Source organism: Bacillus litorisediminis (assembly GCF_022808645.1).
Classification (GTDB): domain Bacteria; phylum Bacillota; class Bacilli; order Bacillales; family JC228; genus Bacillus_BF; species Bacillus_BF litorisediminis.
In genome coordinates, this window is sequence record NZ_JAKZKT010000012.1 from 90,739 (window position 1) to 107,823 (window position 17,085).

General features: G+C 37.1%; 16 protein-coding genes. 11 read left to right on the forward strand and 5 right to left on the reverse strand.

The genetic code is table 11. The annotated features are described in order from the left end of the window. Positions 1 to 56 precede the first annotated feature (56 nt). From MLE14_RS08565 to MLE14_RS08575, 3 genes are read left to right on the forward strand one after another with little or no spacing between them, the layout of a single operon-like run. Positions 57 to 254, forward strand: coding sequence for a hypothetical protein (locus MLE14_RS08565; RefSeq protein ID WP_243297943.1), 198 nt, complete (start codon positions 57 to 59; stop codon positions 252 to 254). 7 nt (positions 255 to 261) lie between these two features. Further along, complete coding sequence (locus tag MLE14_RS08570) at positions 262 to 561, forward strand: spore coat protein (RefSeq protein WP_243297944.1); 300 nt, start codon at positions 262 to 264, stop codon at positions 559 to 561. A gap of 27 nt (positions 562 to 588) precedes the next feature. Further along, the gene (locus MLE14_RS08575; protein ID WP_243297945.1) at positions 589 to 1,047 is read left to right on the forward strand and encodes a YndM family protein; all 459 of its coding nucleotides are present in this window, start codon (positions 589 to 591) and stop codon (positions 1,045 to 1,047) included. A gap of 241 nt (positions 1,048 to 1,288) precedes the next feature. On the opposite strand, the gene MLE14_RS08580 is transcribed toward MLE14_RS08575, so the two are convergent. Together MLE14_RS08580 and MLE14_RS08585 are read right to left on the reverse strand one after the other, a co-directional pair. Continuing rightward, positions 1,289 to 2,707 carry a LysM peptidoglycan-binding domain-containing protein gene (locus tag MLE14_RS08580; protein WP_243297961.1) on the reverse strand — a complete coding sequence of 473 codons (1,419 nt, stop codon included), beginning with the start codon at positions 2,705 to 2,707 and terminating at the stop codon, positions 1,289 to 1,291. Positions 2,708 to 2,749: 42 nt separating this feature from the next. Further along, positions 2,750 to 4,165 carry a glycoside hydrolase family 18 protein gene (locus MLE14_RS08585; protein ID WP_243297946.1) on the reverse strand — a complete coding sequence of 472 codons (1,416 nt, stop codon included), beginning with the start codon at positions 4,163 to 4,165 and terminating at the stop codon, positions 2,750 to 2,752. Positions 4,166 to 4,410: 245 nt separating this feature from the next. Here MLE14_RS08585 and MLE14_RS08590 point away from each other — a divergent pair, with 245 nt between their 5' ends. From MLE14_RS08590 to MLE14_RS08605, 4 genes are all read left to right on the forward strand, one after another. Continuing rightward, positions 4,411 to 5,169: a creatininase family protein gene (locus tag MLE14_RS08590; RefSeq protein WP_243297947.1), complete on the forward strand. Its 759-nt coding sequence runs from the start codon at positions 4,411 to 4,413 to the stop codon at positions 5,167 to 5,169. A 211-nt stretch (positions 5,170 to 5,380) separates the two neighbouring features. Further along, entirely contained in the window at positions 5,381 to 6,133 is a 753-nt protein-coding gene (locus tag MLE14_RS08595) for a DUF695 domain-containing protein (protein WP_243297948.1), read from the forward strand. 184 nt (positions 6,134 to 6,317) lie between these two features. After that, complete coding sequence (locus tag MLE14_RS08600) at positions 6,318 to 7,196, forward strand: ABC transporter permease subunit (protein WP_243297949.1); 879 nt, start codon at positions 6,318 to 6,320, stop codon at positions 7,194 to 7,196. Further along, positions 7,189 to 8,106 (forward strand): ABC transporter permease, encoded by a 918-nt coding sequence (locus tag MLE14_RS08605; protein WP_243297950.1) that lies wholly within the window; start codon positions 7,189 to 7,191, stop codon positions 8,104 to 8,106. The genes MLE14_RS08600 and MLE14_RS08605 overlap by 8 nt, the downstream gene beginning before the upstream one ends. 32 nt (positions 8,107 to 8,138) lie before the next feature. Here MLE14_RS08605 and MLE14_RS08610 read toward each other — a convergent pair whose 3' ends face one another. From MLE14_RS08610 to MLE14_RS08620, 3 genes are all read right to left on the reverse strand, one after another. Then, positions 8,139 to 8,927, reverse strand: a complete 789-nt coding sequence (locus MLE14_RS08610) for a PhzF family phenazine biosynthesis protein (RefSeq protein ID WP_243297951.1) — start codon at positions 8,925 to 8,927, stop codon at positions 8,139 to 8,141. A gap of 97 nt (positions 8,928 to 9,024) precedes the next feature. Then, complete coding sequence (locus MLE14_RS08615; RefSeq protein ID WP_243297952.1) at positions 9,025 to 10,275, reverse strand: MFS transporter; 1,251 nt, start codon at positions 10,273 to 10,275, stop codon at positions 9,025 to 9,027. A gap of 158 nt (positions 10,276 to 10,433) precedes the next feature. Then, on the reverse strand, positions 10,434 to 12,635 hold the full coding sequence (locus MLE14_RS08620; protein WP_243297953.1) for an MMPL family transporter: 2,202 nt from the start codon (positions 12,633 to 12,635) through the stop codon (positions 10,434 to 10,436). Between the two features lie 161 nt (positions 12,636 to 12,796). On the opposite strand from MLE14_RS08620, the gene MLE14_RS08625 reads away from it, so the two are divergent. From MLE14_RS08625 to MLE14_RS22600, 4 genes are all read left to right on the forward strand, one after another. Continuing rightward, positions 12,797 to 13,774: a processed acidic surface protein gene (locus MLE14_RS08625; RefSeq protein WP_243297954.1), complete on the forward strand. Its 978-nt coding sequence runs from the start codon at positions 12,797 to 12,799 to the stop codon at positions 13,772 to 13,774. Beyond that, complete coding sequence (locus MLE14_RS08630) at positions 13,771 to 14,382, forward strand: class D sortase (RefSeq protein ID WP_243297955.1); 612 nt, start codon at positions 13,771 to 13,773, stop codon at positions 14,380 to 14,382. Before MLE14_RS08625 ends, MLE14_RS08630 begins: the two co-directional genes overlap by 4 nt. Positions 14,383 to 14,520: 138 nt before the next feature. Next, positions 14,521 to 15,678, forward strand: coding sequence for a DUF2515 domain-containing protein (locus tag MLE14_RS08635; RefSeq protein WP_243297962.1), 1,158 nt, complete (start codon positions 14,521 to 14,523; stop codon positions 15,676 to 15,678). Continuing rightward, entirely contained in the window at positions 15,611 to 16,066 is a 456-nt protein-coding gene (locus tag MLE14_RS22600) for a CBO0543 family protein (protein ID WP_313897742.1), read from the forward strand. Before MLE14_RS08635 ends, MLE14_RS22600 begins: the two co-directional genes overlap by 68 nt. The last annotated feature ends 1,019 nt before the right edge of the window (positions 16,067 to 17,085 follow it).

The following is a 17,085-nucleotide window of genomic DNA, read 5'->3' on the forward strand; positions in this document are numbered from 1 at the left end:
AGAACCACTGTAAAATGGAGAACTATAATTCATAAAGGAATAGAAGGAGAATGACAATGGCCACACATTTAGGTTTGCATGAAACACTCGAAGCTCATGAATTACTGGTTTTTAAAAATCTTTCCCTGACAAAATCCGTTACGATGAAAAGTTTTGTACAGGATGAAGAATTAAAAGCACTTTTAGTAAATGATGTTTATTCCGGAACTAAATTTATTAATCGTTTGCAAGAGATATTAAAAAATAGGAGTTAATAATCAAATGAACACACTTTTGAAAAAATTAATGGGTATGGGTGGTTTAACAGACCATGTAATCGCTGCAGATTTTCTGGTTTCATCAAAAGCTGGAATCCGCAATTTAGCGTTTGCGATTACTGAAACAACAACTCCCGAATTAAAAGAGGTTTTACGGGAGGAATTAAGAAATGCAGTCAACACACATGAAATAATCTCCAATTATATGATCACAAAAGGAATCTATCATCCAAGTGACATTAAAGAACAGTTGAATGTCGATTATCAAATAACGGAAACAGCCTTAAATCTTGCCAAAGACTAAATATTTGGGCAGATAGGAGAGAACTGCATGAAACATGTATGGGCAATATTAGCTAAATTTATCATTATGGGCGTTGTAATCCTTTCATTTTTGAGTATATTTGACCCGCCATTGAGCACAGTTTTACTTATAACCGTTGTAACTACTATTATTTCCTATGTAGTTGGTGATCTTGGGATCTTAAGAATGGGAAATACAGCTGCAACCATTGGGGATTTTATTCTGTCCTTTGCAACAATTGGCTTTTTAAGCTATTTTATGGTTGAGCAAACATGGACTGTCCTGGTCGCTAGCTTTTTTGCAACCCTAGCAATCACGGCTGTTGAAATTCTGTTCCATATCTATATGAAAAACCGTATATATCCGGATAGAGAACAGCGTCTGAGACTCCGAGGTCCTGCACCGCTGCAAAATGTAAAATATGCAGCAGAATTTGCTGAGGAAAATGAGATGGATCGTGTTGAACAAGAAAACACAAATAAATGACGTGGAACAGCACATAACCGTTGAGGAACGGCACATAAATCGAGTGAACTGGCATATAAATAGAGTGGACCGGCACATAAATCGAGTGGACTGGCACATACATCGAGTGGACCGGCACATACATCAAGTGGACTGGCACATAACCGGTGAGGAACGGCACATAACCAGCGTAGCGTAGCTAAGGAACACGATACAAACCTTCCGCCAGATATAACGGAAGGTTTAATCTCATTTTTAACCGCTAGATTAATTTTCTAATTTTAAAATTATCTTCAAGCAATACCCAATTTTGAGGAAATGAATATCCTAAGACCCAATAGCTGACCCCTAATAAATTATAGTCTTTAATCGTATCAAATTTTGCTTGGGCACTTCTTGCATCTTCAAACCACACTTCATGACCCCTGCCTTGTTCATCTGTATACCGGTAGAAAGGGGATGCGGCAATCGAGTCATATTGAATAGTGGCTCCGTATCTTACAGCTCGGGCAATGGCTTCCTGTGGACTAAACGTTTCTGCTTCTTGTCCTTGGACATGAGGAATGAGCCAATCCCTTGCATATAATTGAAATCCCATTAGGATTTTTTTCCGCGGAATGACAGATACAGCATAATCGAGGACTCGTTTAATTTCATTTAATGGAGATATCGCTCGTGGCGGTCCTTTCCGATAGCCCCATTCATAGGTCATGAGGACAACAAAGTCTGCGATTCTTCCATGAGCTGGATAATCATAGGCTTCATATAACAAACCTTTTTGCTCGCCGCTTATCTTGGGTGCTAAAGAAGTGGAGACAAAAAATCCTTCTTGATGCAGAGTATCAACGGCACGCTGAAGAAATTGATTATACAGTTCACGGTCTTGCGGCAAGACATTTTCAAAATCAATATTTAATCCTTGATATCCTTTTGCTTTCATCACCGATAAAATATTGGTCAATAGTCTTTCTCTGTTTTCCTCACTAGCTAATACAGCATGGGCAATATTTTCCCCTGCTTCTGTTACCGTAAAATTTGTAATCGACATCATGGGCACTGCACCTTGAGCTAAACCAGCTTGGATAGCGTCTGTATCATCTTCCATAAAAAGCTGTAAGGATCCGTCCGGTTGTATCACATATGCAAAAGTAGCAAGATAAGTTAAATGTTCAGCAATTTCTCCAACAATTCGTTCAGCCTCTGCACCTGAATGATACGTAAAAGCGTTCGATACAATGGTGGGCTTTCGCCTTGGAATAATGAGGGTTACACCTGGATATAGAAGGTCAGGATTTTGGATTTGATTGGCTTTTATGATAGCCTGAATCGTTGTTCCGTAGCGATTTGTGATCTGCCATAATGTTTCACCAGGCTGTATAGTATGTTGAAGAGCGGGAATGATTAAGCGGGTACCAGGATAGATGAGAGATGGATTTGTAATTTGATTGGCTCTTATAAGTGCATCAACTGTCGTCCCATACCGCTGTGCAATCATCCACAATGCCTCACCGGGTCTTACAATATGGTTCACATCAACGGTCGGTATCACGAGCGACTGTCCCACAGCTAATTGATTGGGGTTTACTAATTCATTTGTTTCAACAATCTGTGCAATGGTTACACGATAACGATTCGCTATCTGCCATAGCATTTCTCCTCTTTGAACGACATGAATAAGCAGAGTAGCTGCCTCCTCTCATAAAGTGTTCGAGCTCCAAATCAGCTAGAATTTCTGAATACGGAAATTGTCTGCCAGTACAAGCCAATTCTGCGGGAACGGATTTCCGAGAACCCAATAACTGACTCCGCGTAAGTTGAGTTCCTTTACCAAATCATATTTTGCTTGCACGCTTCGGGCGTCTTCAAACCAAACAATATGTTCTTTGCCCTGGGCATCATAATACCTATAGAATGGTGACATTGCTCTTTCATCAAATTGTATAGCAGCACCAAATTGAGCAGCTCGCGCGACAGCTGCCTGCGGACTTAGTGTTTGAGCCCAAGGACCACCTTGTACATATGGAAGTGTCCAATCATACCCATACAAAGGCATACCCATCATAATTTTATTATTCGGCATTTCGGAAAGAGCATATTGAATAACTTGTCGCACCTCATTAATCGGAGCTACAGCCATCGGCGGTCCGCCAGACCAGCCCCATTCATAGGTCATAATCACAACAAAATCGACAATTTCGCCATGCGCAGCATAATCATGGGCTTCATATAACAGTCCTTTTTGTTCAGCGGAATACTTTGGTGCAACCGCAGTTGATACTGAAAAGCCTAATGGACGCAGACGTCTTACAACCCGCCGTAAAAAAGCGTTATAATTCTCTCGATCTTGTTGGTATAAGTATTCAAAATCAATATTTAACCCAATATATCCCTTTTGTTGCATCACTTGAATGATGTTATCGATCAATGTGTCCTGAATAGAAGTATTGATAAAAATTTGATGTGCAAGCTCTGAACTAAATTCACCTTCACTAAAATTAGTTAATACCATTAAAGAAGACACATTTACAGTCCTTGCAACATTCAATAACTCTGTTTCATTGATATTTCGTAACGTCCCATCGGCTCTAACTTGATAACTGAAGGGAGTAACATATGTTAAATACTGACCAATCTCCCTTACTATTTGCTGTCCGCTATGATCAAAGCTTGTAATATAAGCATTCACTTCTTTAAGCGGCTTCGCTTTCTCTGGAATAATCAAACGCTGACCAGGAAATATTCTAGATGGATCTGTGATTCGATTAACACGAACAATATCTTGGATAGGAACACCATATTTGACGGAAATTGCCCAAAGTGTTTCACCCTGTTTTACTACGTGAAAGTCAGATGGAATTCGTAACCGTTGCCCAGGATAAATGACATCCGGATCTTGAATTTGATTTTCATTAAGAATGGACTCAATCGTAACCCCATACCTTTGGGCAATACCCCATAACGATTCACCTGGTTGAATGATGTGATATCGGGCAATTTCCGGTATAACCAACGCCTGCCCAATAACTAATTGGTTTGGATTTGGCAGTTGATTTGCAGCGATAATTTGATCTGTTGTTACGCCATATCTTTGAGAAATTCTCCACAAGGTATCTCCAGACTGCACCACATGAATTATCATAGAAGTCATCCTTTCTCATTAGGATACAGAATAAAATAGAGATAAATTATACCAATACTTAATAAATGTATGACATTACTTGATTTGATATGTGAATAACCAATGAGAAATAAGTGATACATATGTTTGTTAATAGAGAATAAAAGTTATATACAAAGAGGTTTCTAAACTATAAACAGCGAAGAAACAGGTAAGTATTATTTTACTAACTAACGGTGTACAAATAAAACATTGGAGGAGATCTTTTGAAAACCAAAGATTACTTGCTTGAACACATGAATTGGCCAACGGTTAAAGAGAAAATTGAAGATGGAATGGATACCGTAATTATTTGTACAGCATCAGTGGAGCAACATGGTTTTCATTTATCTGAACTGACTGATACAGTAATTGGTCAGGCAGTTGCACTTCTTGTAGCTGAAAAGCTTGGCAACGCACTGGTTGCCCCCGTTATTCGTCCTGGATTGTCGGAGCACCATATTCCGATGGCCGGAAGTTTAACGCTTCGTCCAGAAGTGTACCGTGGGATCATAGAGGATTATGTCACAAGCTATAAAAAACATGGCTTCAAAAAGGTTATTATTTTCTCTTCTCATGGAGGAAACTTTAATGAAAATGAGAAGATCGTTCAGAACCTTAAAGAGATGCATCCCGAAATGCAATTTAGCAGTGCGTTATCTCTAATGCAGCTGATGGATCTCATGGCACAGTTTGAAAAGAAGTTTGGACTGGTTGAAGGAAGCTGCGGACACGGAGGAGCAATGGAAACATCTGTAATGCTTCATATTGCCCCCGATCAAGTCGATATGACTAAAGCTACGCCTGGGTATATCGGCCCAATGACAGGGGATGTTTTAAATAAGTTGTTTAAAAACGGGATAGTCGGTATTACAGAAGTTGGTATTTTGGGTGACCCGAGAAAGGCAAAAGCTGAATGGGGTGAATACTTCTTAGAGCTTTTTTCAGATGAAATCGTAAAAGCAGTTCATAAGGACTTCAATTAGTTTATCGTAAGAAGAGTTGTTATGTAGCGAATATAGAATGCTATTCTATATTCGCTATATTTGATTTATTTGGAGTTTTATTGATTTAATAAATTTTATAAACAATCTTTCAGAGTGTATTTTATGCTAAATATACTTATGAAGTAGAATAAAAAGTAACAAAGCATGTTCAAGTTTTGGGTCATATACCTAATTAAGGGAGTGTTTAACTATGTCAGAGCGTTGGGATATCTATTTTGGCTATATGGAAGATAAAATTGCTTCAGTCTTACTAGATATGGATGTTTGGCAGGAGATTGATACAGAAGAATATAATCATGGATTTGCAGTAAGAATCAAATTAAAAAATCCAAACGAGGATGGTTTCCCAATAGATGAGGAAGCGGACCGGCTAAATATTCTGGAAGATACGTTCAATGACTTTGTACAATCAAAAAATTTTATCAACGTTGGGAGAATAACTTCTGATGGAGTAAGAGAGGTTATTTTTTATTCAAATCAGGAGCAAAAACATGTATTAATAGAAGCTGCTGACCGTTTTATTAAGCCAGCCCATTATAATTTTGAAATATTTGATATACAAGAGGATGAAACCTGGGAGTTTTATTTTGATTTCTTATACCCGAATAAGTATCAGCAGCAGCATATGGGGAATCGCCAAGTTGTTGATTCTTTAGAACAATCAGGGGATTCGTTAGAAGTTCCAAGAAAAGTTGAACATTCGATCTTTTTTGCAGATGAAAAAATGATGAATCGTTTTATTAAGGCAATCAAAAAGGAAGGTTTCACAATTGAAGATCAATCAAACGAGATGGAAGAGGAGGAGCATTATGCTGTTTGTATTTCTAGGGAAGATAAGGTTGATCTTCATTCTATTAATAATGTCACGGATCTATTAATTGAGGTTGCTGAAAATTTCGAAGGAGAATATGACGGATGGGAGACTTTTGTAATACAATCGTGAGAGAAGTATTTTTTGAATAGAGCGATATGAACTATTAATGAAGCGTTACTACTCTTTGTAGGACGCTTTTTATATAGAAAGGATGATAGCATTACTGGAAAAAAAGACCTTGTTTATCGTAATTTAGTATTATAGTATGGTAGAGTATTTGTAATTTTCTGCTATCTGGAAAAGGAGAACATATATGAAACTGATAAAAAGTTCATTGATACATATAGTAAGTGTCGCAATTTTATTAGTTATAGCTGCTTTTCCGCTTGCAGTTTTTAATATGGGGGACAGAGTTGAGATTCAATTCCATGTGATACTGGTAGAAATCAGGCAATTCTTTAGCGGGTTATTTACAGGCAGCTCCTATTATTATGAGTTAGGTGATCGGACTAGATCTTTATTCACGGATCTATCTCGTTACATTAATTCATCTTTTTTCTATTTATTCTGGTCAAGTTTGATCGTACTAGTTTTGTCTTTTATCTTTGGCATTTATTTTTGGAAAAAGAGCGATAAGGTATTGAATAACTTTTTGGGTTTTTTGGGGATGATTCCAGACTTTATTCTGATCACGATTCTTCAATTTTCAGTTGCCTTTATTTATCAGAAGACGGGTGTGAAATTGGCAAAAGTGGCCTCCTCTAGTACAGAAGACCCAGCAATTCTGTTACCTCTTTTCACATTGGTCTTAATCCCGCTTCTTTATACTGTGAGGACATTAAATGAAAGAACTCAAGATGTATTGCGGGAAGATTATATCCTTACAGCCATTTCAAAAGGAATTAAGAAAAGAAAGATTTACCTTTATCATGTCACATCCAATGTTACTCCTTTTCTAAAAGCAGACCTCCATAAGATTCTTGCAATCATGATAAGTAATCTATTTATTGTTGAGTACCTCTTTAATACCGGTGGAATTACAGCCTTGCTATTTCAGCATCAGATGAAATTTGGATATCAGTATAATTTAGTAATCTTTTGTTTTTTTGCCTTATTCCTATTGTATGTAATCCTGTTCTTTTATCTGAAAATGTTGATTCTCCTCGTAGAAAGGATTCTTCGTCATGACTAAGTCCATTAACTATAAGCTTATAATCGGAATGCTTTTACTTAGTTTTTTTATATTTATTGCTATCTTTGGTCCAGCAATTGCACCTTATGATGAAGATTACAAACAACAAATATTCTATAGCCTTCAGAATGGGGGAGAGATAATAGGGCCGCCGTCACCTCCATCGCAGGACTTCTGGCTGGGAACAGATAAATATGGGTATGACATTCTAACTAAACTATTATATGGTGCGAAATATACCGTCTTTACAACCATAATTGTCGCTTTATTAAGAACAGTAATCGGAACCATACTTGGAATTATCATGGGATTATCGTTGAAAAATGCGGAAGTAAAAAATAACCGCATTCCAATCTTGAGCAGTATACCGACGTTCATTATTATTTACTTCGTCATGGTTGGTATTAATATTGAGCCAGTACTCTCCATCCTTTCTTTAATATTGATTCAAGGTGCACTTATGACAATTCTTGGAATTTCAGGCGTTTACAATGTCGTCTATGCCAAAACGGTTGAAACAAAAAATAGTTTATTTGTTATGGCCTCTCAAACATTAGGCGGATCCAGAATCCATATTATGAAAAAGCATATTGTCCCGATTCTAAAAGGAAATCTTTTAATCCTTTTTGTAAACGAAACCATTCAAGTTTTACATTTGATAGGTCAATTAGCAATCTTTAATTTATTTCTAGGAGGGACCAGCTTCCCGCTAATGGCGACAAAATACACATCCATGACAAATGAATGGTCTGGCTTGCTAGGTGAATCAAAAGACTTTTTATACTATGCTCAATGGATTCTGCTATGTCCTTTAGCTGTTTATTTACTTTTTTTGTTTACATTTTATTTAATTTCTCTTGGGTTGAAGCAAAGACATCATGAACAAATTGCAAAGACACGGTATTTGTAATAGCGTGAAATCTTGTATTTAGATCCTGGTATTTAGAGTAATGTTCCTTTATACACTGTATAAGCTTTACCCGTTATATATATTAAATCTTTTTTTTGCTCTAGGTAGAGTTCACCGCCTCTTCCAGATGCTTGAAACGCATGTAGTTTATTTTTCCCTAGCCTTTTACTCCAGTATGGCGTAAGACCGCAATGAGCAGACCCTGTTACAAAATCTTCGTCTATTCCAATAGACGGAGCAAAATATCGTGAAATAAAGTCATACTCGTCTGATAAACTTGTTACAACTACTCCGGTAACAGAAAGGTTAGAGATTAAATCAAAGTCGGGCTTTAAACTTTTTAATATTTCCTCGTTGTCCAGTTCTACTATATAACGATCTTTGTTTTGTTCTACATTTTTTGTGGGTACTGGCAATGCTTGCTTAAGCAGACTAGGGACATCATCTGCTGGCTCAGGTGAATCTGAGGGGAAAGCCATCTGTATTCCTTCATTCCTATAGTTTATTTTTAAATTGCCAGCTTTGGTATCAAAGTAAATGGGAGTATCTTTTGCAATATCATTTTCTTCCCATAAGACATGCGCAGCAGCCATAGTACCGTGTCCGCATAAACTTATTTCTTGTGAAGGGGTAAACCATTTTAGTGCAAATCTTTTGTCTTGAGTGTTTATAAGAAAAGCAGTGATTGGCAGATTTAGCTCTTTAGCTACTTGCTGCATCCAAAAATCTGATTTTGGTTTACTCAATTTAACGACATAGGCTGGATTGCCTGAAGTTAAGTCCGTTGCAAAAGCATTTACCCGATATAGATTAGGTTTCATTGCGCATCATTCCTTTTGTCTTAATAAACACATATTGACGGAGGTAATGCATAATTCTATTGACTTTCTTTAATCCAATATTCAAGGTATTAAAATATTATGAAACTTTAATACTTTCATTTAAATCAACGTTTGTAAAGACTGACTGATATTTCCGATGTTTCATAAGAATGAGTAGGCTGACGATTGAGATAACGTTTACAAGTGACAGTAAAATGATAATAGATCGTAGTGGAAAAATATCTGCTGCAAGACCAACGCTTATGACTAAAAGGATCTGCCCGGCACTTTGGATGAGTCCATAGAAGCTTGTAACTCGTCCCATAATTTCAATAGGTACATGATATTGATAAAATGTGTTGTATCCTGTGTTAGAAAAGGAATTAAAAAAGCCAAGAATCACGAATCCTATTGCAATCATATTGAATGATGTACTAAAAGCATATAGCAGGTAACCGAATGAAACCATAAGAAGTCCGCCGCCAAAAAGCATGCGGATTGAAAGTTTTTTTGAAAAAGCAGAAACGGTGAAGGATCCCAGGATCGATCCAATACCCGTAATACTAATAAGTAAGCTATAGTCTAGTTCCGAAAGACCAACAACACTTTGAGTGAAAACAACTTCTTGTGTATCCATAGCAAAGGTTGTAAAAAGGGTTCCTAAATATAATCCAAGTATCAGCATAAACACAGGCGTTTTTTTGCCAAAAGCCATCACGGTTCTTGCATCTTCTTGAATGGCAGAAAAAGATAAAGGATTCTTAAACGATGATTTGCTCTTTTGCAGATTTGGCAGAAATAAAAACAAAATCGCAGAAATCAAAAAGGAACCGGCATTTATAAAGATTGCCAAATGTACAGAACCCATGACAAACAATACACCAGCGATTGCTGGGCCCAATATAAATGCTCCAGAGCTTGTTAAAGAGTAAAAAGCATTAAATTGTTTCCTCTGATAAGCGGGAACAAGCTCTGTAATATAAGTAATGGAAGCAGGAGAAAAAAATGCTTTAGCCATACTGACTAACGCAAGGATTATGTAAATTCCAAAAACCTCAGGTATGAAAGGAACTAACGCAATTAAAAATGCTCGAATCAAATCCGTCCATATCATTAACATCCTTCGATTAGTACGGTCTATAATACTTCCAGCCCAAAATCTTGTAAAAATAGAAGCAAGTGGTCCCACGATCCACAATCCAGCTACAGCGGCCGCAGAACCAGTCATTTGAAAAACCAATAAATTAAGAGCAACTAAAAAGATAAAATCTCCTAACCCTGATATTCCAGCAGCCCCTATTAATAACAGCGGAGAACGCCATCTGCGCCATTTTTCTTCTATTTTCATGAAAACTCCCCCTCTAGTACTTTTTCTATTAAAATGCTAAGTTCCTTTATCGATAAATGAACATTGTGTGAATATAAGAATAAAAGTGGCAACTAAAAAAATCAGGTTTGAAAAAAAATCCATCAAACCTGATTTTTAAATTGCATAGAGCCATGTTCCTACTTTCCGAACAGCCACCTTGGTGCCCACCAGTTGGCATGTCCTAACATCTTCATCAAAGCAGGGACGACAATGATTCTGATGATGGTTGCATCAATAAATACCGCGCAAAATAGCCCCACTCCAAGTGCTTTCGTAATTTCAATATTGGTAAAGATAAAGGATCCGACTACAGCCATCAGGATTAAAGCCGCACTGCTGATAAGTCCGCCCGTTTTTTGAAGCCCCTCAGCTGTACTCTTGTCATTGTCTCCTGTTTTTTCATATTCCTCCATAATCCTTGAAATGAGAAACACTTCATAATCCATTGATATCCCAAACACAATACTGAAAATCGTAACGGGCATGACGAGGTTGACATAGCCAGTTGACGTAATTTGCAGCGCTTCGGCAAACCATCCATTTTGAAAAACGATAACAACAATTCCGAGGCTTGCCCCCAGGCTGAGAACATTCATTAAAACAGCTTTTAAAGGGATCAATACTGATTTAAAGGCAAAAAGCAAAATCAAGTAGGTCACTGTCATAATAAAGAAAATTAATGAAGGAAGCCCCTCATAAATTCTGCTCAACATATCAACACGCAAAGCGCTATGTCCCGTTACAAATGACTCTAAGGGTGCTGAATTTACATTACGAAGCTGATTGACCAAATCAGAAGCTTCAGTACTGTCTGGATCATAAGACGGAATAGCGGTTAAAAGAGCATATTCGCCACGAAAGAGGTTCCTGCTTTCCAAATTTTCTCTTGTTGTTTCATCAGTTTGCAGAAGACCTGCAATCACTTCAGGTGATTGATTCTCGAATGTATCTAAAAAGCTTCTTACTTCTTCAACACCTTTTATTTTCGAAATACTCTCTTCATAATTTTTTATTGCCTCGATAGAATCTTCTTCTGCTGCTGGTTCAGGGGATCTTACCACAATATAAATCGGACTTGCTTCCCTGTCATCATAGTGTTGATCGAACAAGTCAGAGCCCATTCTTGATTCATAAGAGGGAGGAAGTACTTCGGCTGTAGGGACACCAAGCTTCATGTTAGCAACTGGAGTCATTAGCAAGATCAGCAACAGACTAATGAACAATGTCAAAAAAGCGGGGCGCTTCATCACTCCAAAGGCAATTCGTTTCCATAAAGTTGAATTTCCCAGCTTTTTCTGAAAAGCGGGGAACACTTGTAAACGATTAATGGCTTGTCCAAATATTCCAAGCAATGCGGGCAATAGTGTGCTTGATACTAAAACCGACATCAATACAATTAAGACTCCCCCAAGACAGAGAGAATACATAATCGGAAGCCTGATAAAAAGCATGCCAAACATTCCAATCAATACGGCAAAACCTGAAAAAAAGACAGAATGTCCAGCTTTTTCCATTGTCCTCGCCAATGCAGTTTCTACAGAGCGATGTTGTTTTAATTCTTCACGGAAACGGCTGACAACAAATAGTGCGTAGTCAATCCCTAAGGCAAGTCCGAGCATCATTACTATATTGGGAAGAAAGTTGGATACGTCATAATAGTGAGATATGAAATAAGTGGTTCCAAGCGTGACTGATACACTGACCATTCCAACAATTACCGGCAGGAAGGCTGCAACCAACGTTCCGAAAATGATTAGCAGAACGAGCAAGGCAATCGGAATTCCTATTATTTCTGCCTTCACCAAGTCGTGCTTCGTTGCCTGCTGTATTTCATATAAGGTGGCTGTGCCACCATCAATAAACAACTTCATACCATTTGGAGCTGTAATCATTTTTCTCAGTTCTGGATAAGCTTCAAGGGACTCCTGATTATTTAAATTCATTTTGACAATAACAGATTGGATTCCTTTATTTTGAGTTATTCGCTGTGTAGGGTTAATTTGTATAGCCGTTACGTAAGGAAGGTCTTTTAGATTTTGAAGGGACTCTATGATTCTTTCGGTTTGTGATTCATCTGTCAGATCAAGATGATTACTTGTGTATACCAGATTTAGTGTAGAGGGTGACATCCCAAGCTTTTCCTCAAGTGTTTCAAAGCCTAAGTCTGATTCGCTTTGTTCTGGTGTAAACCCGCTTTCCTTCAGCATTTCAGGAAGCCTTTGGGCAAAAATCGAGGTAAAGATGAACAGCACTGCCCAAGATGAAGTTATAATCCAGCGGTAACGATACGTCAGCCTCCCCAAATTCGAAAAAAATACTCTCCCACCTCTATTTTTCATCTCCTCACCTCTGTTTCGAGCGTCCATTAAGAAATATCATTTACAGAAGCATCAAATTTTATAATGCCTGCTGGTCGTGATTATAGACTTTAAAAAACAGGTATTTTTTGCAAATATTTACAAACAATACCCTTGAAACAAAATTACACAGGAGGATTTAGATGAAGAAGCTGTTTAAAAACATAATGTATGCTTCAGTACTTATATTAGCTTTTTCCGGAAGTGCCTTTGCCCAGCCACCACAGGAAGAAATTAACCAACTGTTGGCAGAGCTAGGATGGGATATAGAGGATTTAACTTCATATCTTGCGTATTACGAGTTGTCGCTTGCAGATTTTGAAACGGTAGAAGAATTGCGGATGGCGCTTGGCACCCCTATTACACCAGAAAATTTGAATGAATTGCTAATAACTCATGATATGTCAAGAGAAGATCTTGATACGCTGCTAGCTGGATTTGGTGAGTCAGTGGAAGAGGATTACGTGTTTATCGAAGACCTAGAAATAGCAATTGACTTCTATCGGAATCATGATAGCCTGATGAAAGAATTCGAAAATTTCCTTACTGCCATTGGAGTGACAGAAGAAGAGGCAGACAACCTATTCAATCATTTTATGGCTTTGGATCAGTTAAACCTTGAATCGCAAATGGAGGAAGTGGGAGCGAGGCTAGAATCTCTCATGATGTCGGTTGATCCTGAGGCAGGAATAACAGATGCACAAAAAATGGAGTTAATTTCGATTTGGGACCAAATTATGGGTTCTGCCCAGTTAATTCCAAGGTTTTTCCTAGTTAATGGAGCTGGTAACAGGACCCCTATTTCATTTGGGGATCTGGCTAACATGGAGAATCTTCCTTCCGATGCTTTATTGGTTGAACTTTTTAATACACAGGGAATAGAAATACTTGATTTGCAAGTTTCAGCCGAAATGCTCGGAAGTGAGTTTGCGATTAATGCCGGTGAAAAAATGACGGATATCGCAGATCTTGCCGGAGAATTGACTGAGCTAAATCATCAAAAGCTCCCAGATACCGCATCACCTTATATTACAAATATGCTAATAGGAATTGTTGCTGTAATGGGTGGTATAGGGATGTTGTTTTACAATAAGAGAAGGCGGGTTACAAGAAAAGTATGATAAAAATTTGTAAGGGGCTTTTACCAAAGTTACTTATAGTAATTGGTATGGTTTTCTTCGGATGGAATACACTTGCTTATTACGAAGGATATCGTTCTTCTTCACAGCTAGAAGTGTCATATCAGGAATTTCAAAAAGAGATGCCAGTCGTAGCAACTTCATCCCGAGTTATTGAAAAGAAAAAGCTGTATCACGACATACCGAGAACAGGTGAAATAATCGGTGAATTGTCTATTCCAAAACTAAATAAGACTTTTCCGGTATACCAGGGAACTGGAAAAGACATTTTAAAAAAGGGAGCAGGGCATGTAGAAGGGAGCGCTCTGCCAGGAGAACTAAACAACTGCGTGATTTCCGGACACCGGGATACGATTTTTAGGGGCCTCAAAGACATTGAGAAAGGGGATCGCCTGATTGTCTCGACAAAAGCAGGAACCTTCCTTTATAAAGTGAAAAAAATAAAGATTGTCGATGCCGATGACCGGACCGTCCTTACTCCAAAGCCAAGGGCTACCCTGACTCTTACCACTTGCTATCCATTTTATTATGTAGGAAATGCTCCCCAGAGATATATTGTTACATCGGAATTAATCCCGCCAAAGTACTGAAATAAACAGGCCACGTAAAAGGCCTGTTTATTTATTTTGCCTGAATAAACTCTTCATCATTTATTCCTATCAAATGAATAAAATATTCATAGTACATATTCAATAATATTAATTTAAGCAAGAAGGGAGGAGGAGCGAATCTGGGCCCTTGACCTAATTCATAAAAAAAATCTATTTAACTCAAATTCTCTTTCGGAAATTAAAAATGAGTTAAAGAAGAAACAGAAATGGACAACAGCTGCAACGGCAGTTTTTGATTTATCTGAAGATGAGCGCATATTAATTGAACAGATTAAAGAAGAGACAAATAGATTAAACCGAAACAACGTTACCAGAACAGAAGCCTACTTAAAATTTTATATGGCTCACCCAGAGATTCATTGGGCTTTTTTAGGGCATATGGTATCAAGGAATGGCGGATGGAATATGACAGATTTAAAGGGAGATCTTTTTTCAAACCTGCTCACAGAGAAGGAGAGGGAGGCTTTCTTCTTATTTTTGGAGCGGGGAAACTGGCTTATTTTTAAGGATGTTTATCCCCAGTTTTTATTATATGAAGAAAGTTTACGGCGGAAAAGATGTCTATTTCATCTGCTACATCATTTCAATGTCTCTGCATTCATGGAAACGATATGGAACCAATTTTGGAAACATGGAGATCCATATATATTAGCTGTTGCTCTGATCATTAATGAACAATCTTACCTGGAAAAAAGAGTGGTACAAAACCCTATTTATAAAAAGAGTGTTATAGATACGCTTGAATTTAAGCTTCAGGATATTTTAAGTCTAAATCATATCCTTTTTCCTTTTAAATATCGACAAAGCGATGATAAAGCATTACTGATTGGTCAAACCCTTCATCATTTTAGCTCTTTACATGAGCGGATTTTATTAGGGAAACGCTTATATTCTCTTCTCTTTGAGAATAGGAAAAGATTACAAAAAATAGTTGATTGGGCAGCATCCCAACCTCATTCAGGGTCACGCAAAGACTATTGGCCACATCTATTTCACGATGTCAGGGAATCCCTGCCTGGGTTATTATATAAAAAAAGGGTCAGAAATTGTAAGCTCCGAAAAGGGGAGAGAATATATAGCCCAAAACTTATATATGCCTGGAAAGATGTACCCCATAAAGAAGCTGAAATTGGTGATTGGTTTGTTGATTGGAAAGTGATTCATTACTTAAATAGACAAAACTGCGAAGCAGATGGAGAGATTATGGATGAATACTGTGAAACAATTGAAAAAATCGAGCTTGCCATTCTCGCCAAAAAGATCATATTCCGGTAAGAGACATAACCTTTCAGCATTTGGCTCAACCCTTTTACTTGCATCTTTACTAGGAACATATCTTGACTTATATTTTGTCGGAAAACAATTGTATCAATTTCCAATACGACCCTTTCCAGAAATTTTTTCAATCAACATTGCCTTTACACTAGTTGGACTGCCCTTATTTACTTTGTTATTTCTTTATGTTTCAAACAGAATGACCCCTTTTAAAAGATTTTTGTTTATTTTCATGATGAGTCTATTTGTTGCGGTGTTTGAAAAGCAGGCAGAAGCACTGGGATACTTCCGACATAGTGATGAATGGAAGCATTATTATTCTTGTATAGGTTATTTTCTGTACATGTTGCTGATTTGGAGATTTCATACGTGGAGAAGCAATAAATAAGAAGTTTTTAAACATAAAAGAAGAAAAAGCGCACTACAATAATGCTATTTTGTACGGCTCACCGACGAGTGATTAGAAACGTGACCAACAAACACGGTAAAGAAATGAAACGCGAAAAACAAAAAGGCAAACAAAATTTATTGAAATTGGCAAAAATAATCTATAAAAAAGCAAATAATTCAGATTGTAGCTTTGTTCTTTATAAAAAGAATAATAGGGGTGGTTTACTGTCATCTTTTTTTGCATCATTTTATCAGTTTACATAATATAGATTCTCGGAAGTTAAGGGTAATTAATCAACAACTGTCTCAATACAAAAGATTACTTAGGATATTGTGTCCGTCGAAGTGAAGTTGTTTACACATTCGAAGTAAAGATGATGACAATACCAATTTGGTCAATATTTTCGAATGGTTTTACCCACCAATGGAATTCTAATGGTAAGTGGTTACATTTTGGGACCATTACAATAAAAAAAGGTATGATTCCATCAAATGGAACTTTTTTTATAGATTGGATGTTTTTTTCTGAATTTTGTAAGTGGTATCTCCTTAATTAACTTTTCTATTTCTTTATCTAGATTTTCTTTTTGTGATTGCCACTCTGACTTTACTTTTTCAATATCTTTTCTTGCCTCTTCAACCAATTCCCTATACTTTATATTTAAGCTGTTAATCTCTAGGTTTAATTTATCAACGATTTTCTCTGCACTTAATATTAAATCCTTATGTAACCATTCATGAGGATCTTGACTTCATCATAGGTTTTAGAATCTTTATTTAATCCTTGGTTTATCGAATTAAAAAATCCTTCTTCCTTTGAAAGTTTTTCTAAATCACCGAGCCTTTCAGCTAATCCTAAATCGGCAAAAGCCTTCTTTTTTTCTAATAGCTGTATTTTGCAATAAAAAAGTGCAGAAAAATGCAATGAAAAATGCAGAGTTTTGCCACCCAATTTAAACCTATTTAATGGGATTTTGATAAAGCGTTAGTAAGTCTATAGCTTTCACCTGAAAATGT

Excerpts from the sequence above, each read along its gene's own strand:
- MLE14_RS08565 (WP_243297943.1), top strand. The coding sequence starts at position 57 with ATGGCCACACATTTAGGTTTGCATGAAACACTCGAAGCTCATGAATTA.
- MLE14_RS08570 (WP_243297944.1), top strand. The coding sequence starts at position 262 with ATGAACACACTTTTGAAAAAATTAATGGGTATGGGTGGTTTAACAGAC.
- MLE14_RS08575 (WP_243297945.1), top strand. The coding sequence starts at position 589 with ATGAAACATGTATGGGCAATATTAGCTAAATTTATCATTATGGGCGTT.
- MLE14_RS08585 (WP_243297946.1), bottom strand. The coding sequence starts at position 4,165 with ATGATAATTCATGTGGTGCAGTCTGGAGATACCTTGTGGAGAATTTCT.
- MLE14_RS08595 (WP_243297948.1), top strand. The coding sequence starts at position 5,381 with ATGTCAGAGCGTTGGGATATCTATTTTGGCTATATGGAAGATAAAATT.
- MLE14_RS08600 (WP_243297949.1), top strand. The coding sequence starts at position 6,318 with ATGAAACTGATAAAAAGTTCATTGATACATATAGTAAGTGTCGCAATT.
- MLE14_RS08605 (WP_243297950.1), top strand. The coding sequence starts at position 7,189 with ATGACTAAGTCCATTAACTATAAGCTTATAATCGGAATGCTTTTACTT.
- MLE14_RS08610 (WP_243297951.1), bottom strand. The coding sequence starts at position 8,927 with ATGAAACCTAATCTATATCGGGTAAATGCTTTTGCAACGGACTTAACT.
- MLE14_RS08615 (WP_243297952.1), bottom strand. The coding sequence starts at position 10,275 with ATGAAAATAGAAGAAAAATGGCGCAGATGGCGTTCTCCGCTGTTATTA.
- MLE14_RS08620 (WP_243297953.1), bottom strand. The coding sequence starts at position 12,635 with ATGAAAAATAGAGGTGGGAGAGTATTTTTTTCGAATTTGGGGAGGCTG.
- MLE14_RS08625 (WP_243297954.1), top strand. The coding sequence starts at position 12,797 with ATGAAGAAGCTGTTTAAAAACATAATGTATGCTTCAGTACTTATATTA.
- MLE14_RS08630 (WP_243297955.1), top strand. The coding sequence starts at position 13,771 with ATGATAAAAATTTGTAAGGGGCTTTTACCAAAGTTACTTATAGTAATT.
- MLE14_RS22600 (WP_313897742.1), top strand. The coding sequence starts at position 15,611 with ATGAATACTGTGAAACAATTGAAAAAATCGAGCTTGCCATTCTCGCCA.